Raw genomic sequence first — 20,794 nt, 5'->3', positions numbered from 1 at the left:
ATCAAATGGCTAAAAAAGCACCAGATGTGGGCGATTACAAATATGGTTTCCACGATAAAGATGTCTCTATTTTCCGTTCAGAACGTGGATTGACTGAAGAAATCGTACGTGAAATCTCTAAGATGAAAGAAGAACCGGAATGGATGCTTGACTTCCGTTTAAAATCATTGAAACAATTCTATAAAATGCCGATGCCAATGTGGGGTGGTGATTTATCAGAGCTGAACTTCGATGAAATCACATACTACGTTAAGCCTTCTGAACATACAGAACGTTCATGGGATGAAGTACCTGAAGAAATCAAGCAGACGTTTGATAAACTAGGTATTCCGGAGGCGGAACAGAAATATTTAGCAGGTGTATCTGCTCAGTATGAATCTGAAGTTGTGTATCACAACATGCAGGAAGACCTAGAAGAACAAGGTATTATCTTTAAAGATACTGACTCAGCGTTACGTGAAAATGAAGAGATCTTCAAAGAACATTTCGCTTCAGTTATTCCACCTGCAGACAATAAATTTTCGGCACTGAACTCAGCAGTATGGTCAGGTGGATCATTTATATATGTTCCTAAGAACGTTAAGCTGGACACACCACTTCAAGCATACTTCCGTATCAACTCTGAAAATATGGGTCAGTTTGAACGTACACTCATCATTGTTGACGAAGGTGCAAGTGTTCATTACGTGGAAGGTTGTACAGCACCTGTCTATACAACGAATTCATTACACTCAGCTGTTGTTGAGATTATTGTTAAGAAAGACGCATACTGTCGTTATACAACAATCCAGAACTGGGCAAACAACGTCTTCAACTTAGTTACTAAACGTACGTTTGTTTATGAGAATGGTACGATGGAATGGATCGATGGTAACATCGGTTCTAAACTGACGATGAAGTACCCAGCCTGTTATCTACTTGGTGAAGGCGCACGTGGTATGACATTATCTATCGCCTTGGCAGGTAAAGGACAGGTTCAGGATGCGGGTGCGAAGATGATTCATAAAGCACCGAACACATCTTCAACAATCGTCTCAAAATCAATCTCTAAACAAGGCGGTAAAGTGGTATACCGTGGTATCGTACACTTCGGTCGTGATGCAGAAGGTGCACGTTCTAACATCGAATGTGACACACTCATCATGGATAATGCGTCTACATCAGACACGATTCCTTACAACGAAGTTATGAACGATAACATCTCTTTAGAGCACGAAGCGAAAGTGTCTAAAGTATCTGAAGAACAGTTATTCTATCTGATGAGCCGGGGTATCTCAGAAGAAGAAGCAACTGAAATGATCGTTATGGGCTTCATCGAACCATTCACAAAAGAATTACCAATGGAATATGCGGTAGAAATGAACCGTCTTATCAAATTCGAGATGGAAGGCTCTATCGGTTAAATATTCAAAAAGACGAGTATTGTACTCGTCTTTTTTTATTTCACAAAAACATAGGCTATCTTTATTTGTCATTTTACGATAAGATTTTTATGTTGAAGCCGGCAGAAAGAAAGGAGACATCCTATGATTAGTACATATATTAATTCTGAAGAAGGAACGATTATTAAAGCTGAAAAATTTCAGATGAATAACTGGATCAACATGACCCAGCCCTCCCGTGAGGAGATGGAGGAGGTAGCGGAATTCTTTGATATTCCGATTGAGTTTCTGGAAGATCCACTTGATCCAGAGGAAAGTGCGCGTATCGAGTATGATGAAGAGACGAATAGCACATTGATTATTAATGACTTTCCAATTATTGATGAGAGTATTAAGCAGACACTGTCCTATATTACAGTGCCTATTGGAATTATCCTGAGTAAAGGATATATCATCACAATCTGTTCACGGGAACACGATTTGTTCAATAAGCTGATGAATCGTCGTTTTGATCTGCGCATGAAATCGAGATTTCTGCTTGAAGTGTTATTCACCGTTGCAACGATGTACAATAACACACTTAAAAGGCTGAATAGAGAGCGACTGCGTATCGAGAGCAACTTAAGAACGTCACTGACCAATCGTCAGTTATATGAACTGATGGAACTTGAGAAGAGTTTAGTCTATTTCCTGACGTCACTGACTGCTAATGGTGATACAATTAAACGAATCTTCCGTTCACGTTCAATCAAGCTGTACGATGAGGATAAGGAACTCCTCGAGGATTTGATGATTGAGAATACGCAGGCATTAAGCACGACTGAACTCTATACGAGAATTCTTGAAAGTATCGCAGGTTCATATTCGTCATTGATTGGTAATGAGATGAATAATATTATGCGGCTACTTACGTTGGTCACAGTCTTTCTGACGTTACCGACGCTCGTTTTCAGCTTTTTCGGTATGAACGTGGATTTACCAGAACTGACATGGGTCGGCACAGTTTCTGTCGCTATGTTTCTAATGGGATTGACCTACCTCTTTCTCGTCAAAAAGAATATCTTCAAATAGAAAGAGCCTTGAACATAGTCGTTCAAGGCTCTCGATTTTTATTTTGTTCCCTGATATTCACCAAGGTACTGTTCTTTTTCATTGAACAGAGTAGGGTAGCTCAGGAAGCCGACCATTACACTTGATAGTGTCGCTGCTGTCAGCAGTAAGAAAAGTATCAGTAACTGGAACTGTACGGCTACTATCGGGTCAGCACCACCGATAATCTGACCGCTCATCATACCAGGTAGCTGGACGAGACCCATCGTCTTCTGACTTTCAATCGTTGGAATCATGGAACTCTTGATGGCTGATAGCAGACTCTGGTGGATGGCCTGCTTATTCGTGCCGCCAAGTGACAGAATGAGTTCAATCTGCTCGTGGTTATTGCGTATTTCACTTAGGAAACGGTTCAGAAAGAGGAGAGACAGCACCATCGAGTTACCGATGACCATACCGCTGATTGGGATGACATAGCGCGCTTCGAACGGAATAATATTGAAAGTCAGCATAATACCCATTGTGAGCGCTTCTACTGTGATTAAAGTGACTACAATCTTCCAGGTAATACCTCTGATTCCTTCACCTTTTTTGATGATGTTCTGAGTAGCAGCAGTGATCATTAGTAAAATCATCAATAGGATATAAAGTGGGTGATTGCTTTCGAAGACAAAGGTTAAAATATAACCGATGATAAAGAGTTGAATCGTACTTCTGATAGTCGCAATCAGAATATCTTTTTCAAGCCCTAGCTTGAGGTAAGTGCTCAGTAGGAGCGGAATAAAAACGAATATACCAGTCAAACTTAATTGCAGCAGTGTCATAGCTCTTCTCCTTCTATAAAGTCTCTGACAGTGGCATGTTCACTGTTCAGAAGTGTAGAGGACTTCCCTATATGTTCAACATGGCCGTCTCTCAGCATCACATAGCGTTCAGTTGCTCTTGCAGCCTGATCTACGTCATGTGTGATCCAGATTATCGTCACCTGATGGTCCTGATGAATACGGTGGATTAATTTCTCGACTTCTTTCACGCTTCTCGGATCAAGGCTTGATGTGATTTCATCCAGCAGCAGGACTTTCGGCTGATTGACCAGCGTACGCGCAATAGACAAGCGCTGGCGTTGTCCGCCTGATAAAGACTTGATGTCCTGACTGAGAGGAACATTATCCAGATTGACCTGATCAAGTAGTTGAAGGGCAACCTCTTCAGTTAAGGATTCTCCTTTAATCACACAAGGTAGATTCAGGTTATCATAGACAGTGCCTGATATCATCGGCGCACTTTGAAGCGCCATACCGGCATCTGCTCTCAGTTGCAGCAGATTCATCGATGAAAGAGGTGCATCATCGAAATATATCTCTCCTGAAGTGGGGCTGTGCAAGCCATTCAGCAGTTTAAGAAGTGTAGTCTTCCCCGCGCCAGAAGGACCAATCAGAGCAGTGATAGTACCGCTAGGGAATGTACAGCTGATGTCATGAAGAATGTGCTGATCATTCCGTATAACATTGATATGATCTAGTTGGATAGTAGACATAGTTGAGTTCCTTTCTAAAGTGAGTAGAGATGTATTATGATATGATAGAACTAGGTGATGATTATGATAAATATCGGGTTAACAGCATGGTCGGATCATGATACATTATACCCCGAGCTTTCAAATAAAAAAGATAAATTAATTGCATACGGCAGTCACTTTCCGACGGTGGAACTGGATGCAAGTTATTATGCTATTCAACCTGAAAGGAACATCAGGAAGTGGATCAGTGAGACACCTGACAGATTTAAGTTTGTCGTCAAAATTCATCAGGCACTCACAGGTCATGCAGAAATCAATCAATATGCGGATACACGTCTGCAGTTGATTGAACAGTTCAATCTAATGGTCGGACCATTGATTGAGGAGAACCGTCTCGCGATGGTTCTGATTCAGTTTCCGCCATGGTTTGACTGCACTACTCCGAATATCAATTATATACTATATCTGAAAGAACATCTGCGCAAGATGCCTATTGCCATTGAATTCAGACATGATAGCTGGTTCACTGAGGATATGACTGAGAATACACTGAGTTTCCTGCATGATAATAGATTGATTCATTCAGTCTGCGATGAGCCGCAAAGTGGTCATGGCTCTATTCCGATGGTTAATCGTGTAACGCATCCCGTTTCACTGGTCAGACTCCACGGGAGAAATGTTGCAGGCTGGACTAAAAAAGATATGACAGACCAGGAATGGCGTGATGTTCGTTATCTTTATGAATATAACGAGAATGAACTGCAGGATCTGGCGATGAAATTCAGGATACTGGATCAGAAGGCACAAGAAGTCTACGTGATTTTTAACAATAACTCAGGTGGCCATGCGGCAGGTAATGCTCTACGTATGAAAGAAATACTGGGCATTGAATACGATAATCTGAATGCCAAGCAGTTAACGTTGTTCTAGGAGGTCAATATGTCAGTCTTCATTCTAATATTACTAGGAGTCAGTTCCGCTATTATAGGTTCTCTTGTAGGACTAGGGGGCGGGATTATAATCGTCCCTGCATTAATTTTTCTTGGCGAAGCAGGTCTGCTTGATGGTATTACACCTCAGAAAGCAATCGGTACTTCCACCGTGATTCTGATTGCGACAGGACTTTCTGCTTCGATCGGTTATGCACGGTCCAAACAGGTGGATTTTAAATCAGCACTATTATTTTTAATTGGAATCATACCCGGTGCGCTCGTCGGTGCGTACTTGAGTCACTTTCTGACCTTAAAAAGCTTTAATCTTTATTTTGGGCTGTTAATGATAATGATGAGCATTGTGCTGCTCTTCAGAGATAAAATTAAACCTATAAAGTTCTTTCAGAATCCAGAACACTTGCGCTCATTCACGGATGCTAAGGGACAACACTATACATATAGTATTTCACCTGTACCGGCTATCATAGCCACATTTTTTGTAGGCTGTCTGACGGGATTATTCGGTATCGGAGGGGGTGCACTGATGACACCGCTGATGATCATTATTTTTAGATTTCCGCCGCATATTGCAGTAGGAACAAGTATGCTGATGATTCTGTTCTCAAGTCTGTCAGGTGCGACGAGCCATATCGTGCAGGGCAATGTACTCTGGTCCTATGCGATTGTACTGGTCATTTCAAGCTTTATCGGTGCCACACTGGGCGTTAGAATCAATAAGCGTGCAAAATCAGAAACTGTGGTACTGATGTTACGACTGATTATGGTGATACTCGGTATCTATCTGATTATTAAAAGTCTGATTTAAGAGGTGAACGTATGGAGATCAAACTTTATCACACTAACGATATACATAGTCATTTATCAACATTCAGTAAAATCAGCCGCTATCTTGAAGATAGAGCCTCCGATAGCTACTATGTTGATTTAGGTGATCACGTCGATAGAAGTCATCCTTTTACAGAAGGGACATTAGGTAAAGGGAATATACAACTATTGAATCAAGCTAATGTTAAAGTTGCGACAATAGGTAATAATGAGGGCATTACGTTGAATCATGACGATTTTAATACGTTATATGATGAAGCTCTCTTTCAGATTACATGTTGTAATTTATTTGACTTTGATGGTGCGCTGCCTCGTCATATTAAACCTTATGTCATCGATGAATTTAAAGGCATACGCTTTGGTTTCATCGGCGCGACTGCAGAGTTCACACCGTTTTATAAGGCGCTCGGCTGGAAAGTGACAGAACCTATTGAGGCCATCAGAAAGCAGATGGAGATCATCCATGACCAATGTGATGTAGTGATTATTCTCAGTCATCTGGGTATGTTTGCAGACCGCCGTATTGCTGAAGAGATAGCTGGTATTGATATCATTCTAGGTGCTCACACGCATCATCACTTTGAACAAGGTGAACGAGTCAATGGTGTACTTATTGGCGCGGCAGGCAGATACGGTGAATATATCGGCGAAATGACACTGCAGTTCGAACAATCTACACTGGTTAAAAAAGAAGCACGCTTGATTGATACAGATGAACTGGCGGATAGTGAAGATAGCTTTTATGAACAAGGACGACTGGCGTTAAGTGATGTTGTCTATAATCAACCGGTAGATCTGCCAAGAAGACTCTATAGTGCTTCCTATACGACTGCGCTGCTCGCACGTCAACTCCGCGTTGAACTTGAAGCGGACTGTGCACTGATTAATACGGGCTTGATTGTTAAAGGTTATAACGGCGACCATTTCACTAAATATGACTTACATAAAATGCTGCCGCATCCAATCAATTCCGTCAAAATCACGTTGACAGGACGCGAGCTTAAAGAAATCATTGCAGTCAGCGCAAAACATGAATATCGCGATGAAATTGTTAAAGGATTCGGTTTCAGAGGAGATTTGTTTGGTATGTACGTCCTGGATAATATAGGTTTTATACAGTCCGAACGAAAGTTTTTTGTAGGTGACAGACTGATTGACGATAAACAGACTTATTCACTGGCAACACTGGATATGTACACGTTCGGTCGATTTTTCCCGCAGTTTGTACAGAATGAGAAAGACTATAAAATGCCTGAATTTCTGCGCGATATAATGGAGCGTGCACTTTTTCATAGAACAGACATTTTAATTTAAGAAATTTTCAGTTATAATTAATGGATATCGGAGGGATGTATTGTGGCTACAAAAAATGAAGAGATATTAAGAAAACCGGAATGGTTGAAAATAAAGCTTAACACCAATCAGAACTATACAGGTCTCAAGAAAATGATGCGTGAAAAGAACCTGCATACAGTCTGTGAGGAAGCACGTTGTCCGAATATTCATGAGTGCTGGGGTGAACGTCGGACTGCCACTTTCATGATTCTAGGTGCTGTTTGTACACGTGCCTGTCGTTTCTGTGCAGTTAAAACAGGACTGCCTAATGAACTGGATCTGAACGAACCTGAACGTGTGGCAGAATCAGTTGAACTGATGAACTTAAAACACGTTGTTATCACAGCGGTTGCCCGTGACGATTTAAAAGACGGCGGTTCAGAAGTCTATGCTGAGACAATCCGTCAAGTACGCGAACGCAATCCATATACTACTATTGAAGTACTGCCAAGTGATATGGGCGGAAGTTTTGATAACTGGGAACGTCTGATGAATGCACGTCCAGACATTCTGAACCATAATATCGAGACAGTACGTCGCTTAACTCCAAGAGTTCGCGCACGTGCAACGTACGACCGTTCTCTTGAAGTACTACGTCGCTCAAAAGAGCTTCAGCCGGATATCCCTACAAAATCCAGCCTCATGGTAGGATTAGGTGAAACATGGGATGAGATTCTTGAAGTCATGGATGATCTGCGCGCGAACGATGTAGATATCATGACTATCGGTCAATATTTACAGCCTTCACGTAAACATATCAAAGTTCAGAAATATTATTCACCGCTTGAATTCGGTAAACTCCGTAAAATTGCGATGGAAAAAGGCTTCAAACACTGTCAGGCAGGTCCCATGGTCCGTAGTTCATACCATGCTGACGAACAAGTTAATGAAGCAGCGAAACAACGACAGGCGCTCGGAGAAGCTTAATGGTCGTCAAGACTGCTGATCACTATTTTGAAATAGTCGTCGATTATAAAGAGGCATTCAATCAGGAGCAGTTTGATAACCGTTATTCTGAAGTGCTGGATAAATATCCAATTATCGTTGGTGATATCGGATATGAGCAGCTCAGACTTAAAGGCTTCTATGAGGATAAAAATAAAAAGGCAGACATCAGCCGCAGATTCTCAAGTATTCAAGATTATTTAATGGAATACTGTAACTTTGGCTGTCCATATTTTGTACTGCGCCGGCTGACTGAACATGAGATGGTCAGGTTGACTGCTGAAGATGTGGAGGATGAAGTTGAACTGAACAGCGAAGAAATGGTGGAGCAGGAAGAAGTTCAGACTGAAACAATAATAGAAGATAAAGTGGACGCTTCTGCCAAGACATTGAAACACTTTTTAAAGTAACTGCTCTTTAGCAGTTACTTTTTTTATTTCTCAGTGTTTTATTTCCTTGTCTAAATTTAGAACTAAAAAGTGCAAAATATAAAAACTCATTATATAATGGTGAAAAATATATATGACAAATAAAGTAATTACTCTCAGAGTGATTGCTTTATTTTTTGGAGGACCCATGAAGAAAATCATCACTAGAACAAGCTTACTTGTATTATCAATGGCATTATCAGGCTGCAATATACTTCCATCAAATGAGACAGCTACTCAAACAAAAGGAGAATCAAGTGAAACGCAAGTAAAGGCACCGCAAAGCAAGCCTGCTATGAAGATAGAGACAAATGAAGCCGATAAGAAAGCAGTTGCTGAGATAAAGGAGGTATTAAAAGCCCAGGATTTTAATGGAACGATATTTATCGCAAAGAATAATAAAGTTATCATGAATGAAGCACTGGGTCAAAAAAATAGTGATGGAGATCCACTTCAACCTGATAATATGTTTCTGATTGGTTCCAGCCAGAAATTTTTAACTGGATTAGTCGTTAGAAAATTGGAGGATGAGGGACTTATTAATCGCAACCAGCAACTCTCATATTATTTACCGGAGTTCAATGGATTTGATATCACAATAAAGAATCTGCTGATGCATAGAAGTGGTTTCTTAAAATATGAAACCAGTCAAGATTATCTAGGGCTAGATAAGACGGTTGATATCATCAGACAGAATGGAGTCGATCCTGCTTTTCATAATGTATACAATTATAATGATGCAAACTATATCGTACTGGCAAAGGTAATCGAGCAAGTAACAAAAAAGAGCTATAAAGAAAATGTACAGCATTATCTTATCAAACCTCTTCACCTTAGTCGTACTGGATTTTATGATGATAAAGAACTGCAGCCTTATTTTGCTGAAGGTTTCACTCATAATTTTGGGTTTGATAATAGAGTCGTCCCATATGGTCTTGATCAGTTCGATGGAGCGGGAAACATATATATGTCGGCACAGGATATGGGACTTTTAGCGCGGGCATTCTATGATAATAAGTTATTTTCAGCAGATGAGACCACTTTATTGAAAACGAATGTTGATGACAATGCTCAACCTTATCGCTATGGTTTCAATGTGAAGAGAGGCTATTTGCGTTTAAGAGGCTATTTTTACAATCAGGAAGTAATCTGCTGGTTCGATAAACGATTTACATTAGCAATAGCATCGAATAAAATTGATCCAAAAAAAGCTAAGCACAATGAGGAGAATTTATTGAAAGTCTATAATATTGTAGGCAAACTTAAATAATCAGCCGAAAAATTATACATTCAGTGTCAAACCTTAAATTTACCTTAAATTTACAACCATCTTATTGAGTTTTACACTTTGCTGAGCTATTATTACAAAGGTATTACAACAAATAAAATTCATATGATTGCTGGCAGGTGTAAAAGTTGAAAATACTACAGAATGAAAATTTGAAACTGACACTACTTACCGTGCTATATCTGGCTATACTCTTTACTCTTTTCTGGATTTATGGCGGTGGCGGTGTTGAAAGTAATTTCATTTATAATGAATTTTAAAGATGAGTAGGTGAAAAGATGGATTTTTTAGCTCAATTAGCTCAACATAAAAAAAATAAACCGACTGCTATAAGTTTTATTCATCGAGAAGAACGTATGACTTATCAAGAGCTGGATGAATATAGCAATGGTCTGGCATCTATGATTGCTGATAGCTCTAAACCTATAGTTGTCTACGGACATATGTCGAAGTGGATGATTATCGGCATGATAGCAGGTCTTAAAGCGGGAACGGGTTATGTTCCCATTGATACTTCAATTCCTGATGAACGGGTTGAAAAAATCATTCAGACCATCGAGCCTGAATATATCCTGACAGCAGAAACTCTTAATATCACATGTAGTGCTAAGCAGATACAGCCCGGTAGCTGGATGACAGAATTAAAATTTAATCATATCAACCATCCGCACGATATTGCTTATACCATATTCACTTCAGGGTCAACTGGTACTCCGAAAGGTGTAGCCATTCAGTATAAGAGTCTTGATGGTTTCATAGACTGGATGTTGAGTCTATATGACATTCCTGCTGAAAATTATTGGCTGAATCAGGCTCCTCTATCATTTGATTTATCAGTAATGGCCGTCTATCCTGCCCTTGCATCTGGTGGTACACTGGTGATGATTGATAAAGATATGATTAAAAAGCCCGCTGAAATTCATAGTCAGCTGATAGAACATCCGATATCCGCGTGGGTATCTACGCCGTCCTTTATGGAGATGGGACTGTTATTACCTGCTTTCAGTCAGGAAACTTACTCTAACCTGCGTTACTTCTATTTCTGCGGAGAAGCACTGAAACATAAGACAGCGGCACAATTGAAAAATAAGTTTAGCGATGCATCAATTTATAACACGTACGGGCCGACAGAAGCCACAGTTGCTGTGACAGGTGTCAAAGTGACTGATGACATTCTTGATCAATATAATCCGTTACCTGTAGGAATGCCTAGACCGCATACCAAGTTGTCACTTAGTCCAGAAGGAGAATTACTGATTCATGGTGATGCAGTTAGCGCAGGATATGTTAAAGAACCTGAAAAAACAGCCCAGCAATTTTTTGAAGACAATGGCGAGCGTGTTTACCGCACAGGAGATAAAGCTGAGCTGAGAGATAATCTCTGGTTTATCAATGGTCGTATTGATTACCAGATTAAACTAAACGGTTACCGGATGGAGCTTGAAGAGATTGAAGAACAGCTCACAAAGATTGAGCATGTCAGACAGGCAGTCGTTACACCGATTGAAAAGAATGGTCGAGTTCAATATTTAGTCGCATCAATTGTTTCAGATTATGAAGGCGATGTTACTCATCATGTTAAGGAAAACCTGAAGAATACATTACCTGAATATATGATTCCACGTAAAATCAGAACAGTCGAAAGTCTACCGATGACGCCTAATGGTAAAGTCGACCGTAAACAAATTAAAGAGGCTGTTTCATGATTCCGTACGGCGACTTTACTTTCTTTTATATTGCACTTGCGCTTTTACTGCCGGTCATTGTTCTCGGCCTGATGGGAAGGAAATATATCGGTTTAAATGTGGCAGTGAGTTTCATTATGCTAGTGCTGATATTCAAAGATCCGAATAAGAACTTATTTGGTATTTCGATTCTGTCCTATGAAATGATCAGTTTTGTAGTTTACATTCTGTATCAGCTGTTACTCATTAAACTGTATCTTCAGGTTATTAAAAAACATAATACCCTTACGAACTTCATATTAATCATGATTGCAGTGATACTCCCACTCGCAGTCGTCAAAGTTTTTCAAAGTACATTATTTGGCTTTGGGAGTTATCAAGTTGGAGAGATACCGATTAAATCCATTATCGGCTTTCTAGGTATTTCTTATATTATGTTTAAAAGCATTCAGATTTTAATGGAAATCAGAGATAGAAGGCTTGAAGAAATTAACAGTTTTGAACTGATTAAGTTTCTCAGTTTCTTTCCTACCATTTCATCTGGACCGATTGACCGCTTCAAACGATTTCAAAAAGATGAAAATAAGCCTTTAACAAAAGAGCGGTATGCATTACTTCTTCATAAAGCATTGCATTACATCATGATCGGCCTGCTTTATAAATATATTCTTGCCTACTGGATTGATCAGTACATTATTCTGGCAATAGACTTTGATACTGCCTCTATCTGGATGAAGATCATCTACATGTATGGTTATAGTTTTTACCTGTTTTTTGATTTTGCAGGTTATAGTCTGTTTGCTATCGCTTTTAGTTATTTAATGACAATTGAAACGCCGCCTAACTTTAATGCACCCTTTGCCTCTAAAAACATCAAGGATTTCTGGAACAGATGGCATATGTCACTATCTTTCTGGTTCAGAGACATGGTTTACATGCGGATTGTTTTTTTTATGACGAAGAAAAAAGTACTGAAAGATGCCTTTATGGTCTCTAACATTGCATTTATACTGAACTTCTTCATCATGGGAATCTGGCATGGGCTTGAATGGCATTATATCGCCTATGGACTTTATCATGGTATTCTTTTTGTCGGTTATGGCTACTACGAAAAATGGCGTAAAAAGAACCCTTGGAAGTTACCCCCAACTGTCGTGAATATACTTGCTATTATTATCACGTTTCATTTTGTTGCATTTGGATTCCTGATTTTTTCAGGTAAATTATTTTAGGAGGAAATTGATATGAATATTAGAGAAGAAGTATTAGATATTTTAGAGGAAATTGCTGAAAGTGATATCGTTAAAACTAATCCGGATGTTCGTATTTTTGATGAAGGCATCATCGATTCACTTGCAACGGTTGTTTTACTGATGAATATTCAGGACCGTCTGGATATCGATGTGACGATTACAGACTTTGACCGTGAGACATGGGCAACACCGAATATGATTGTGGATGAAGTGGAAAAACTTCAATGAAGAAATTCATCCCTATCATTATCAGTCTGACTCTGTTTGTATTATTTCTATTAATACCATCCAGATGGGTTGATAAAAGCTTTCCTTTTAGTGTAACTACAAGTGAAGGCACGAATTTAAATGAAACAACATTTAAAGGAACAGCAATTCAAAATGTCATGTTTAAGGAAAAAAACTTTTATCCACTTTTTGGGTCAAGCGAACTGGAAAAAAAAGATCCTTTTCATCCCGTATGGGTTTTTCGTGAGAGAGGACTTAAGGAACGCCCGTTCTTAATTGGGACAGGGGGATCAACGGATCTTATCCATGCTATCAACATCGCAAGTCATATCGGGCAGATGAAGGATAAGAAAATGGCGATTATTATATCGCCGCAGTGGTTCACTGATAAAGGGATTGATGATAATAATTTCAGCGCTCGATATTCACCACAGCAGGTCATCAATCTCTTTTCGAATCCGAATGTGCCACCTCATCTGAAAACAGCATTTGCAAAACGTCTCAGTCAATTTGATGCCATTAAAAATGATTCTTCTTTAAATGATCTTGTGCAGGAGAATCTGGATGAGAAACTGACAGCAAGTCATCCAGGCTTAACCATTAACCAATGGATGTACAAAAATTCTCTTGATAAAAATGACATCATTAAAGCTAAGTCAATGATTCCACATACTCATTTCGGTGAACGCGGTGAAATCAATATCAAGAACAAAAGCTGGTCAGAGGCAAGACAGATAGCAGTTGAATATGGCCAGAAAAAAGCGACGAATAATCCTTATTATATGAGAAATCAATATTATAACATGATTCAGAGCCATCAGAAAAAACTATCAAGACCTGATGAATTCTTCCAGAACTCACCTGAATTTGGTGATCTGGAGTTACTACTTGCCGCCATGACCGCAGGGAAGGCAGATCCATTGTTTATCTCAATTCCAGCTAATGGTAAATGGTATGATCACATCGATATACCGACAGAACGTCGTCAACCCGTATATGATAAGATTCATCGCACTATCAGTAATAGTGGCTTTAAGCTCTACGATCTCACTGATAAAGAGTATGAACCCTATGTACTCAGTGATGCAGTCCATATCGGATGGAAAGGGTGGGTCTATATTGATGAACAGATGGTTGAACATATAGAAAATAAATATCAGCAGCAAAAGTAAAAGGGATTCCACAAAATGGAGTCCCTTTTTTATGCAATCACTTCACGTAGAAATGTCATGACTTCTTCTGCTTCCTGGTCATTGAGTCCGAGGACATAGGCAATATAGCCTTCTTCTTCCAGATCATCTCTGCCGATGATGCCGAATTTATTGGACTGTGTGTTAAGCACGATGGTCTTACCATAGTGTCGATCCGTCTGAATCAAAGTCAGATCATGTCGCGTTTCACCAAGAAAACTGACGAAGCGGATATTAGCTTTTTCTGAATCATCATATAAGAACATATCTATCATAAGTTAATCCCTCCTCACGTAGTATATCAATAATGAAGCATCAAGGAAAATTTGTTAAACTGAAGATGGAGGCGATATGATGTATTTTGTGGATAGAGATGAACTGGTATTGAAACTGAACTATATTACAGAGCTGACACGTGACTTTCAGACAGCTGAACATTATGCGCTTGAACGGATCTGTCATATGCTGATTGAAAGTACGGTAGATGTAGGGAATATGATGATTGATGCTTTTATCATGCGCGATCCTGGCAGCTACCAGGATGTAATAGATATTATGAAAATGGAAAAAGTTATATCAAAGCAAGATGCTGATATGATCAGTGCCACACTGCCATTACGACAATGGATGGTGAGAGATTATACGCATGTTGATCATTCAGAACTGAAGAAGGTATTCGAAACGAATATCAATGCATATCAAAATTTTCAGACCTCTGTTGAGATATTTATTGAGCGTGAACTAGGTCCTGTCTCAGCATTCGGGAAAGGAGCAAAAAATGAAAAAGTATAAAGGCTATCTGTTAGACCTTGATGGTACGATGTATGCGGGCACACAAGTGACAGAAGGTGCAAAAGAGTTCATTGACTACTTATATGAAGAAAGGTTACCTTATTTATTCGTCACTAATAATGCATCTAAAACGCCGGATGAAGTGGCAGAGAAATTAACAGGAATGGGTTTTCCCTGTACCGCTGATAACGTCGTGACATCTGCTATGGCGACAGCTATGTTTATTGCTGAGGAACAGCCTGGTGCAGACGTGCATTGTATTGGAGGCAAAGGAATCAGACAGGCATTGACTGATGCAGGTCTTAATATCGTGGACGGTGAGCAGGCTGATTATGTAGTTATCGGCCTTGATGCTGACATTAACTATGATAAATATGCAACTGCAGCACTGGCGATACGCAACGGGGCAAAGTTCATTTCAACCAATCCAGACCGTACACTGCCAAGTGAACGAGGATTACTGCCAGGCAATGGTGCACTCACTAGTGTGCTGACAGTAGCGACAGATATTGAGCCCATATTCATCGGTAAGCCTGAAGTTCATATCATGAACAAGGCGGTCGAAATGATCGGCTTACCTAAAGAAGATCTTGTGATGATTGGAGACTTATATATGACGGACATCATGTCAGGTATTAATAGTGGCATTGATACTCTGCATGTTCAGACGGGTGTCTCTACTTATGATGCGGTAATGGCAGAAGAGGTGCCGCCATCTTATTCAGTCAGAAATCTGAATGATGTCATCGATATTTATAAGGAGGAAGTAAAATGAAAGTCCTCGTGACAAGAAAAATTCCGAATCATTTTATTGAACAACTTAAAGAAGTAGCAGAAGTGAAGATGCATGATGATACATTGAAACCGATGCAAAGAAAAGCATTAATTGAAGAAAGTCGCTCTGCAGATGTCGTCATTACAATGATGAGCGACAAGATTGATCAGGACTATATGGATCAATGTGAAAATTTAAAGGCCATCATTAATCTCGCAGTCGGTTTTGATAATATTGATGTTAAATATGCAGATGAAAAGGGCATCTACGTATGTAATACGCCTGACGTACTGACTGAAACAACGGCAGAACTAGGGTTTACCTTAATGCTTGTAACAGCAAGAAGAATCATCGAAGCAGCAGAACTCGTCCAGCAAGGGGAATGGCAAGGCTGGGAACCTTACATGATGGCAGGTAAAGATGTTTATAGAAAGTCTGTCGGTATTTATGGTATGGGATCAATCGGTACAGCACTTGCAAAGCGTTGCCATGCATTTGATATGGACATCATGTACCATACACGTTCAAGACATGAAGACGCTGAACGTGATTACAATGCGAAACATGTAACATTTGAAGAAATACTGCAGGCGAACTATGTCGTCTGTACTGCGCCCCTGACATCTGAAACTGAAGATATGTTTGATGAGAAAGCATTCAAACAGATGAAAAATGATGCTATCTTTATCAATATCGGACGTGGTGGTCATGTGGTCGAGCAGGATTTACTGGAAGCGATACAAACAGGTGAAATTGCGGCAGCAGGACTGGATGTACTGCGAAAAGAACCCATTGAAGCGGGTCATCCGTTTCTGAACGAAAAACAGATCGTTATCTTGCCTCATATCGGCAGTGCGACAGTAGAGACGCGAGATGCAATGATTCAGCTCTGCGTGGACAATGCTAAAAAAGTATTAAATGGTGAGAAACCTTTAACATCGGTTAAAGCGTAGAAAAGAGCCATCGGAACATATATTCCGATGGCTCTTCTTTTTTTATTTTTTAAGTAACACAGAACCTGCTGCAAGGGCAGCACCTGTAGCAAGTCCGAGCATTTTAACTTTAGGACTTGTGTTTCTTTTTGGCTTAGATTCATATGAATCAGTCGCTTTACTTGGTAACTCGACAGCCTTTACGCTGTCTAAGTCACCCACATCAGTCTGAACAGGATTGACGATACCTTGCTCTTTTTTTAACTGTTCAAAGCTTGTACCGAAGCCTTTAACAAATTTCGTCAGAACAATTGAACCTTCAACGAAATCTTTGTTAGTCAGTACGTTAAGCAGCCCCAGCCAGCCGAGAGGTTTACTCTGATTATATTCAGTAGACAACTTAAGGCCTTTATTGAACTTCAGAATCATCGGTTCGATTTCACTGAAATTGAATTTACCCAGTCCCTGAACGAGCAGCAGTCCATTACGCAGTGCTTTATCCGTTTCTGTTTCGTTTACTGCTTTCAGTACACGAGTGAGAATAGGGTCGCTTTTAGATAATCCGGCATTGAGTGCGTTCAGGACCTCATGGTCATCCAGCTGGTCAAGAAGGCGAAATAATTTATGAAGTGTATCTTTATGCATAATCAGCTGATCTTCAAGTTCGCGAAGTTCTTTTGCGCGTACTTCTGCAATATCCACTTTTGTTTTTCTAATAACTGTAGTAGGTTGAGCCATTATTTTGCACCTCTTCTTTCTTTGACGATATCACCAGGGAAGACATAGTCTCTACGTGCCCATTTCTCCTGAACATTGACACCCATCTGCGGTACACGATGTCCGTAACGGAAGTTTGTTTTTGGCAATGGAGTTTTACCACCGCGGTCAAGGATGATCAGTTTTGCTTTTGTTTCTTTATAGGCTGGTGTTGAAGTGTCTTTATCTGCGATTGAACTTGATAATAAGTTGATGGCAGCATCGCCTGAGTCATTCATCGGTAAGTAAACTTCTTTACCGTACACACGGTCAGTGATGACTGTCTTAACATCTACTTTACCGTACGGTGATTGAAGGCGTACAAGAGTACCATCTTCTAGACCACGTTCAGCAGCAAGTTCATGTGATACTTCAAGGAATGCATTGGGTGCCTCAAGGACCAGACCTTCGACTTTATAAGTCATATTTCCTTCGTGGAAATGCTCCAGTAGACGTCCATTGTTGACATGGATATCATATTCTGCTGGATATTCAGTCGGCGGCGTCCAAGTAACAGGTGAGAAGCGTGCCTTTTTATCATCGAACGGGAAGCCTTCTGTGAACAGAAGCGGTGAATCTGTGCCGTCTTCATTCACTGGCCATTGTAAGCTGTTGAAGCCTTCAAGACGATCATAAGTTACACCTGAATAAATAGGTGTTAACTCAGCAATTTCTTTCATGATTTCAACGGGTGCATTATAGTTCCAGTTCGCACCTAAACGGTTAGCGATATCCTGGATGATCTGCCAGTCAGGACGAGAACCTTCAAGTGGTTCCATCACTTGATAAAGTCGTTGAATACGACGCTCAGTATTAGTGAAAGTACCTGTTTTCTCGAAACTTGGTGCTGCTGGTAAAACAACATCAGCATATTCACATGTTTTAGAGAAGAAGATATCTTGTACCACCATAAATTTAAGTTTTTCGAAGCCGGCACGGACATAGTTGACGTTAGAATCTACGATACCCATATCTTCACCTTTCAGGTAAAGGATATCCAGTTCGCCGTCATGCATAGCATCAACCATCTGGTGGTTATTCTGACCTTTGTTAGGATTGAGATCTTTACCCCATGCTTTGCTGAATTTCTCGAGTGCTTCAGCATCATCAATCTTCTGGTAACCTGGTAAGTGAGTCGGCATACTACCCATATCACTTGCACCTTGAACATTGTTATGACCACGAAGAGGATAAGCGCCTGCACCTGGTTTCATGTAGTTACCTGTTGTAAGGAGTAAGTTAGAGATAGCTGTTGATGCGTCACTACCACCACGTTGCTGCGTAATACCCATTGCCCACATGATTACTGTCGATTTTGCTTCATGAATCATATTCGCTACGTCGATAATTTCTTCTTTAGAGAGACCTGTATGTTCAACCGCATAATCAAGTGTAAATGGTTCAAGACTCTTCACTAAATCATCGAAGTGATGAACATGTTTCTCGATGAATGCTTTGTCATGCCAGTCGTTATCAATGATATATTTAGTGACTGCATTCAGCCATACTAAGTCAGATGCTGGATTTGGACGGATGAATTTATCAGCACGTTCAGCCAGTTCGTGTTTACGGATATCTGAAACTAAGATTTTAGAACCACGGACTTTTTGAGCACTTTTCACACGTGTTGCAATAACAGGGTGTGCCTCAGCCGTATTTGTACCGATACCGATGATCAGTTCTGCACTGCCGATATCTGTGATCGAACCTGAGTCACCGCCGTAACCGACTGTACGCCATAATCCCATTGTTGCAGGGGACTGACAGTAACGTGAACAGTTATCGACGTTGTTAGTACCTACAACACCACGTGCCAGCTTCTGCATTAAATATGATTCTTCATTCGTACATTTAGAAGAAGTAATGAAAGCAAGACGTTCTGGTCCACGTTCTTGAATGGTTTCTTTAAATCTATTTTCAATCAGATCAAGTGCTTCTTCCCAAGTTGCTTCACGGAATTCAGCGCCATCACGGATAAGAGGTGATGTTAAACGCTCACCTGAATTAACGAAATCCCAACCGAATTTACCTTTAACACATGTTGAAATCTGGTTAGCAGGTGCATCTGGAGATGGTTCGACTTTAAGCACTTCACGGCCTTTTGTCCATACTTCAAATGAACAGCCTACACCACAATAGGTACATACAGTCTTTGTTTTCTTGATTCTATCTTCACGCATCTCTGCTTCAATATCAGAGATTGCCATCAGTGGTGTATAACCTGTTTCAACGGCCTTAGTGACTTCGACAGCAGGGCGGAAAGCGTCTTTTAACATGCCTGTTAAGAACCCAGCTTCACCTTCCATGCCGACTTCCATCATCGCATTACATGGACAGACTGTTGAACAGTGACCACAGTTGACACATGATGATTCGTCGATAAGTGTAGAGCCATTACCATCCCAGATGACGCGTGGACGTTCAAGCTCCCAGTCAATCATTAATGTTTCATTGACCTGAACATTTTGACAGGCCTGCACACAGCGTCCGCATAAAATACATTGATCAGGATCGTAGCGGTAGAATTTACCACGATTGACCGGTGCACCTTTAGGCGTCTGATGTGTCGCCTGATGATCGATTTTAAGTTGTTTAACCGTATTATGGACCGTACAGTTGCCGTTATTGAAATCACAGACTGTACAGTAAAGTTCATGATTACTGAGGACGCGGTCCATCGCAATCATTTGTGCCTCGAAGGCATCACTTGTACCCGTTTTAACTACATCACCATCTTTAAGCTGAGTGCTACATGAACGCACGAGTTCCCCGTTTACTTCAATAATACATGCGTCACATGTTTCGATAGCACCTAGATCTGGATGATAGCAGAGAGCGGGTACTTCAATGCCTTTAAATCTTAGGAAATCAAGAAGATTCGCTTGTGCTGGAACTTCGATTGAAGAACCGTTCAAAGTGATCTGTACAGTTTCAGTCATTACTTCGCTCATTTGATAACCCCTCTTCATAGAATGAAAAACTTTATGCCTACTTCAATTATAAGTTTTCTGGGCATTTATACAATGTAAACACCAGATTTAATATAAAATAATGTTTCTACTTCCTATTATACAAAAAAAGTGAATGAAATTGCCATTCATTCTCAAAACAAAAAAAGACCATTCATATAGAATGATCTTAAAATACTTGTTCAACTTCTACGATGCCAGGTACTTCTTCAAGTAGGGCACGTTCGATGCCTGCCTTTAAAGTAATAGTAGATGAAGGACAAGTACCGCAAGCACCAAGCAGTCGTAATTTTACGATGCCATCTTCAACATCGACGAGTTCACAGTCACCGCCATCGCGTAAAAGGAACGGACGTAACTTCTCTAATACTTCATTGACCTGGTCAAATTGTGTTTGTTGTTCAGTCGTCATGGTAGACTCCTTTCAATATTCACTTACTGATAGTATAATCACTATAGCATAGTTTAATCAATATATTAAGGGGGATG

Annotated in this window: 22 protein-coding genes; 16 read left to right on the top strand and 6 right to left on the bottom strand. The window is 40.2% G+C overall.

The annotated features are described in order from the left end of the window. Positions 1 to 5: 5 nt before the first annotated feature. Together sufB and ERX37_RS05330 are read left to right on the top strand one after the other, a co-directional pair. Positions 6 to 1,403 carry a Fe-S cluster assembly protein SufB gene (gene sufB, locus ERX37_RS05335; protein ID WP_133429602.1) on the top strand — a complete coding sequence of 466 codons (1,398 nt, stop codon included), beginning with the start codon at positions 6 to 8 and terminating at the stop codon, positions 1,401 to 1,403. 123 nt (positions 1,404 to 1,526) lie between these two features. Next, positions 1,527 to 2,453 (top strand): magnesium transporter CorA family protein, encoded by a 927-nt coding sequence (locus tag ERX37_RS05330; protein WP_133429601.1) that lies wholly within the window; start codon positions 1,527 to 1,529, stop codon positions 2,451 to 2,453. Positions 2,454 to 2,491: 38 nt separating this feature from the next. Here the strand turns inward: ERX37_RS05330 and ERX37_RS05325 are convergent, their stop codons facing one another. Next, complete coding sequence (locus tag ERX37_RS05325) at positions 2,492 to 3,256, bottom strand: ABC transporter permease (protein ID WP_133429600.1); 765 nt, start codon at positions 3,254 to 3,256, stop codon at positions 2,492 to 2,494. Then, complete coding sequence (locus ERX37_RS05320; protein WP_133429599.1) at positions 3,253 to 3,969, bottom strand: ABC transporter ATP-binding protein; 717 nt, start codon at positions 3,967 to 3,969, stop codon at positions 3,253 to 3,255. Before ERX37_RS05320 ends, ERX37_RS05325 begins: the two co-directional genes overlap by 4 nt. 63 nt (positions 3,970 to 4,032) lie before the next feature. Between ERX37_RS05320 and ERX37_RS05315 the strand changes: the two genes are divergently transcribed. The 11 genes from ERX37_RS05315 to dltD all read left to right on the top strand — a co-directional run bounded on the left by ERX37_RS05315 (position 4,033) and on the right by dltD (position 14,063). Then, the gene (locus tag ERX37_RS05315; protein WP_133429598.1) at positions 4,033 to 4,881 is read left to right on the top strand and encodes a DUF72 domain-containing protein; all 849 of its coding nucleotides are present in this window, start codon (positions 4,033 to 4,035) and stop codon (positions 4,879 to 4,881) included. A 9-nt stretch (positions 4,882 to 4,890) separates the two neighbouring features. Continuing rightward, entirely contained in the window at positions 4,891 to 5,709 is an 819-nt protein-coding gene (locus tag ERX37_RS05310; RefSeq protein ID WP_133429597.1) for a sulfite exporter TauE/SafE family protein, read from the top strand. 11 nt (positions 5,710 to 5,720) lie between these two features. Then, a complete protein-coding gene (locus tag ERX37_RS05305) occupies positions 5,721 to 7,043 on the top strand; it encodes a bifunctional metallophosphatase/5'-nucleotidase (protein ID WP_133429596.1) in 1,323 nt (440 codons plus the stop codon). A 42-nt stretch (positions 7,044 to 7,085) separates the two neighbouring features. Next, a complete protein-coding gene (lipA, locus tag ERX37_RS05300; RefSeq protein WP_133429595.1) occupies positions 7,086 to 7,991 on the top strand; it encodes a lipoyl synthase in 906 nt (301 codons plus the stop codon). Next, complete coding sequence (locus ERX37_RS05295; RefSeq protein WP_133429594.1) at positions 7,991 to 8,419, top strand: YutD family protein; 429 nt, start codon at positions 7,991 to 7,993, stop codon at positions 8,417 to 8,419. Before lipA ends, ERX37_RS05295 begins: the two co-directional genes overlap by 1 nt. A 166-nt stretch (positions 8,420 to 8,585) precedes the next feature. Continuing rightward, entirely contained in the window at positions 8,586 to 9,707 is a 1,122-nt protein-coding gene (locus tag ERX37_RS05290) for a serine hydrolase domain-containing protein (protein WP_165981970.1), read from the top strand. Positions 9,708 to 9,853: 146 nt separating this feature from the next. Continuing rightward, on the top strand, positions 9,854 to 9,985 hold the full coding sequence (locus tag ERX37_RS05285) for a teichoic acid D-Ala incorporation-associated protein DltX (RefSeq protein ID WP_133429592.1): 132 nt from the start codon (positions 9,854 to 9,856) through the stop codon (positions 9,983 to 9,985). 18 nt (positions 9,986 to 10,003) lie between these two features. Then, the gene (dltA, locus tag ERX37_RS05280; RefSeq protein ID WP_133429591.1) at positions 10,004 to 11,431 is read left to right on the top strand and encodes a D-alanine--poly(phosphoribitol) ligase subunit DltA; all 1,428 of its coding nucleotides are present in this window, start codon (positions 10,004 to 10,006) and stop codon (positions 11,429 to 11,431) included. Further along, positions 11,428 to 12,642, top strand: coding sequence for a D-alanyl-lipoteichoic acid biosynthesis protein DltB (dltB, locus tag ERX37_RS05275; protein WP_133429590.1), 1,215 nt, complete (start codon positions 11,428 to 11,430; stop codon positions 12,640 to 12,642). Before dltA ends, dltB begins: the two co-directional genes overlap by 4 nt. Before the next feature lie 12 nt (positions 12,643 to 12,654). Then, on the top strand, positions 12,655 to 12,891 hold the full coding sequence (gene dltC / locus ERX37_RS05270) for a D-alanine--poly(phosphoribitol) ligase subunit DltC (protein WP_133429589.1): 237 nt from the start codon (positions 12,655 to 12,657) through the stop codon (positions 12,889 to 12,891). Then, positions 12,888 to 14,063, top strand: a complete 1,176-nt coding sequence (gene dltD, locus ERX37_RS05265) for a D-alanyl-lipoteichoic acid biosynthesis protein DltD (protein WP_133429588.1) — start codon at positions 12,888 to 12,890, stop codon at positions 14,061 to 14,063. Before dltC ends, dltD begins: the two co-directional genes overlap by 4 nt. Positions 14,064 to 14,092: 29 nt before the next feature. On the opposite strand, the gene ERX37_RS05260 is transcribed toward dltD, so the two are convergent. Beyond that, complete coding sequence (locus ERX37_RS05260; protein ID WP_133429587.1) at positions 14,093 to 14,356, bottom strand: DUF3055 domain-containing protein; 264 nt, start codon at positions 14,354 to 14,356, stop codon at positions 14,093 to 14,095. Between the two features lie 79 nt (positions 14,357 to 14,435). On the opposite strand from ERX37_RS05260, the gene ERX37_RS05255 reads away from it, so the two are divergent. Genes ERX37_RS05255 through ERX37_RS05245 form a run of 3 tightly spaced genes read left to right on the top strand, consistent with a single transcriptional unit; the run spans position 14,436 to position 16,601 of the window. Then, positions 14,436 to 14,873, top strand: coding sequence for a DUF86 domain-containing protein (locus ERX37_RS05255; protein WP_133429586.1), 438 nt, complete (start codon positions 14,436 to 14,438; stop codon positions 14,871 to 14,873). Continuing rightward, positions 14,860 to 15,648: a TIGR01457 family HAD-type hydrolase gene (locus ERX37_RS05250; RefSeq protein ID WP_133429585.1), complete on the top strand. Its 789-nt coding sequence runs from the start codon at positions 14,860 to 14,862 to the stop codon at positions 15,646 to 15,648. Before ERX37_RS05255 ends, ERX37_RS05250 begins: the two co-directional genes overlap by 14 nt. Further along, the gene (locus tag ERX37_RS05245) at positions 15,645 to 16,601 is read left to right on the top strand and encodes a 2-hydroxyacid dehydrogenase (RefSeq protein WP_133429584.1); all 957 of its coding nucleotides are present in this window, start codon (positions 15,645 to 15,647) and stop codon (positions 16,599 to 16,601) included. Before ERX37_RS05250 ends, ERX37_RS05245 begins: the two co-directional genes overlap by 4 nt. 42 nt (positions 16,602 to 16,643) lie before the next feature. Here ERX37_RS05245 and ERX37_RS05240 read toward each other — a convergent pair whose 3' ends face one another. The 3 genes from ERX37_RS05240 to ERX37_RS05230 form a co-directional block, all read right to left on the bottom strand. Then, positions 16,644 to 17,318 carry a helical membrane plugin domain-containing protein gene (locus tag ERX37_RS05240; protein WP_133429583.1) on the bottom strand — a complete coding sequence of 225 codons (675 nt, stop codon included), beginning with the start codon at positions 17,316 to 17,318 and terminating at the stop codon, positions 16,644 to 16,646. Continuing rightward, positions 17,318 to 20,275 (bottom strand): formate dehydrogenase subunit alpha, encoded by a 2,958-nt coding sequence (gene fdhF, locus ERX37_RS05235; RefSeq protein WP_133429683.1) that lies wholly within the window; start codon positions 20,273 to 20,275, stop codon positions 17,318 to 17,320. Before fdhF ends, ERX37_RS05240 begins: the two co-directional genes overlap by 1 nt. 199 nt (positions 20,276 to 20,474) lie before the next feature. After that, entirely contained in the window at positions 20,475 to 20,717 is a 243-nt protein-coding gene (locus tag ERX37_RS05230; protein ID WP_133429582.1) for a NifU family protein, read from the bottom strand. Positions 20,718 to 20,794: the final 77 nt, after the last annotated feature.

The sequence above is a fragment of the Macrococcus hajekii genome, from assembly GCF_004359505.1.
GTDB lineage: Bacteria > Bacillota > Bacilli > Staphylococcales > Staphylococcaceae > Macrococcus > Macrococcus hajekii.
Note: the sequence above shows the minus strand (reverse complement) of the source record. Positions and strands in the feature narration are given on the sequence as shown.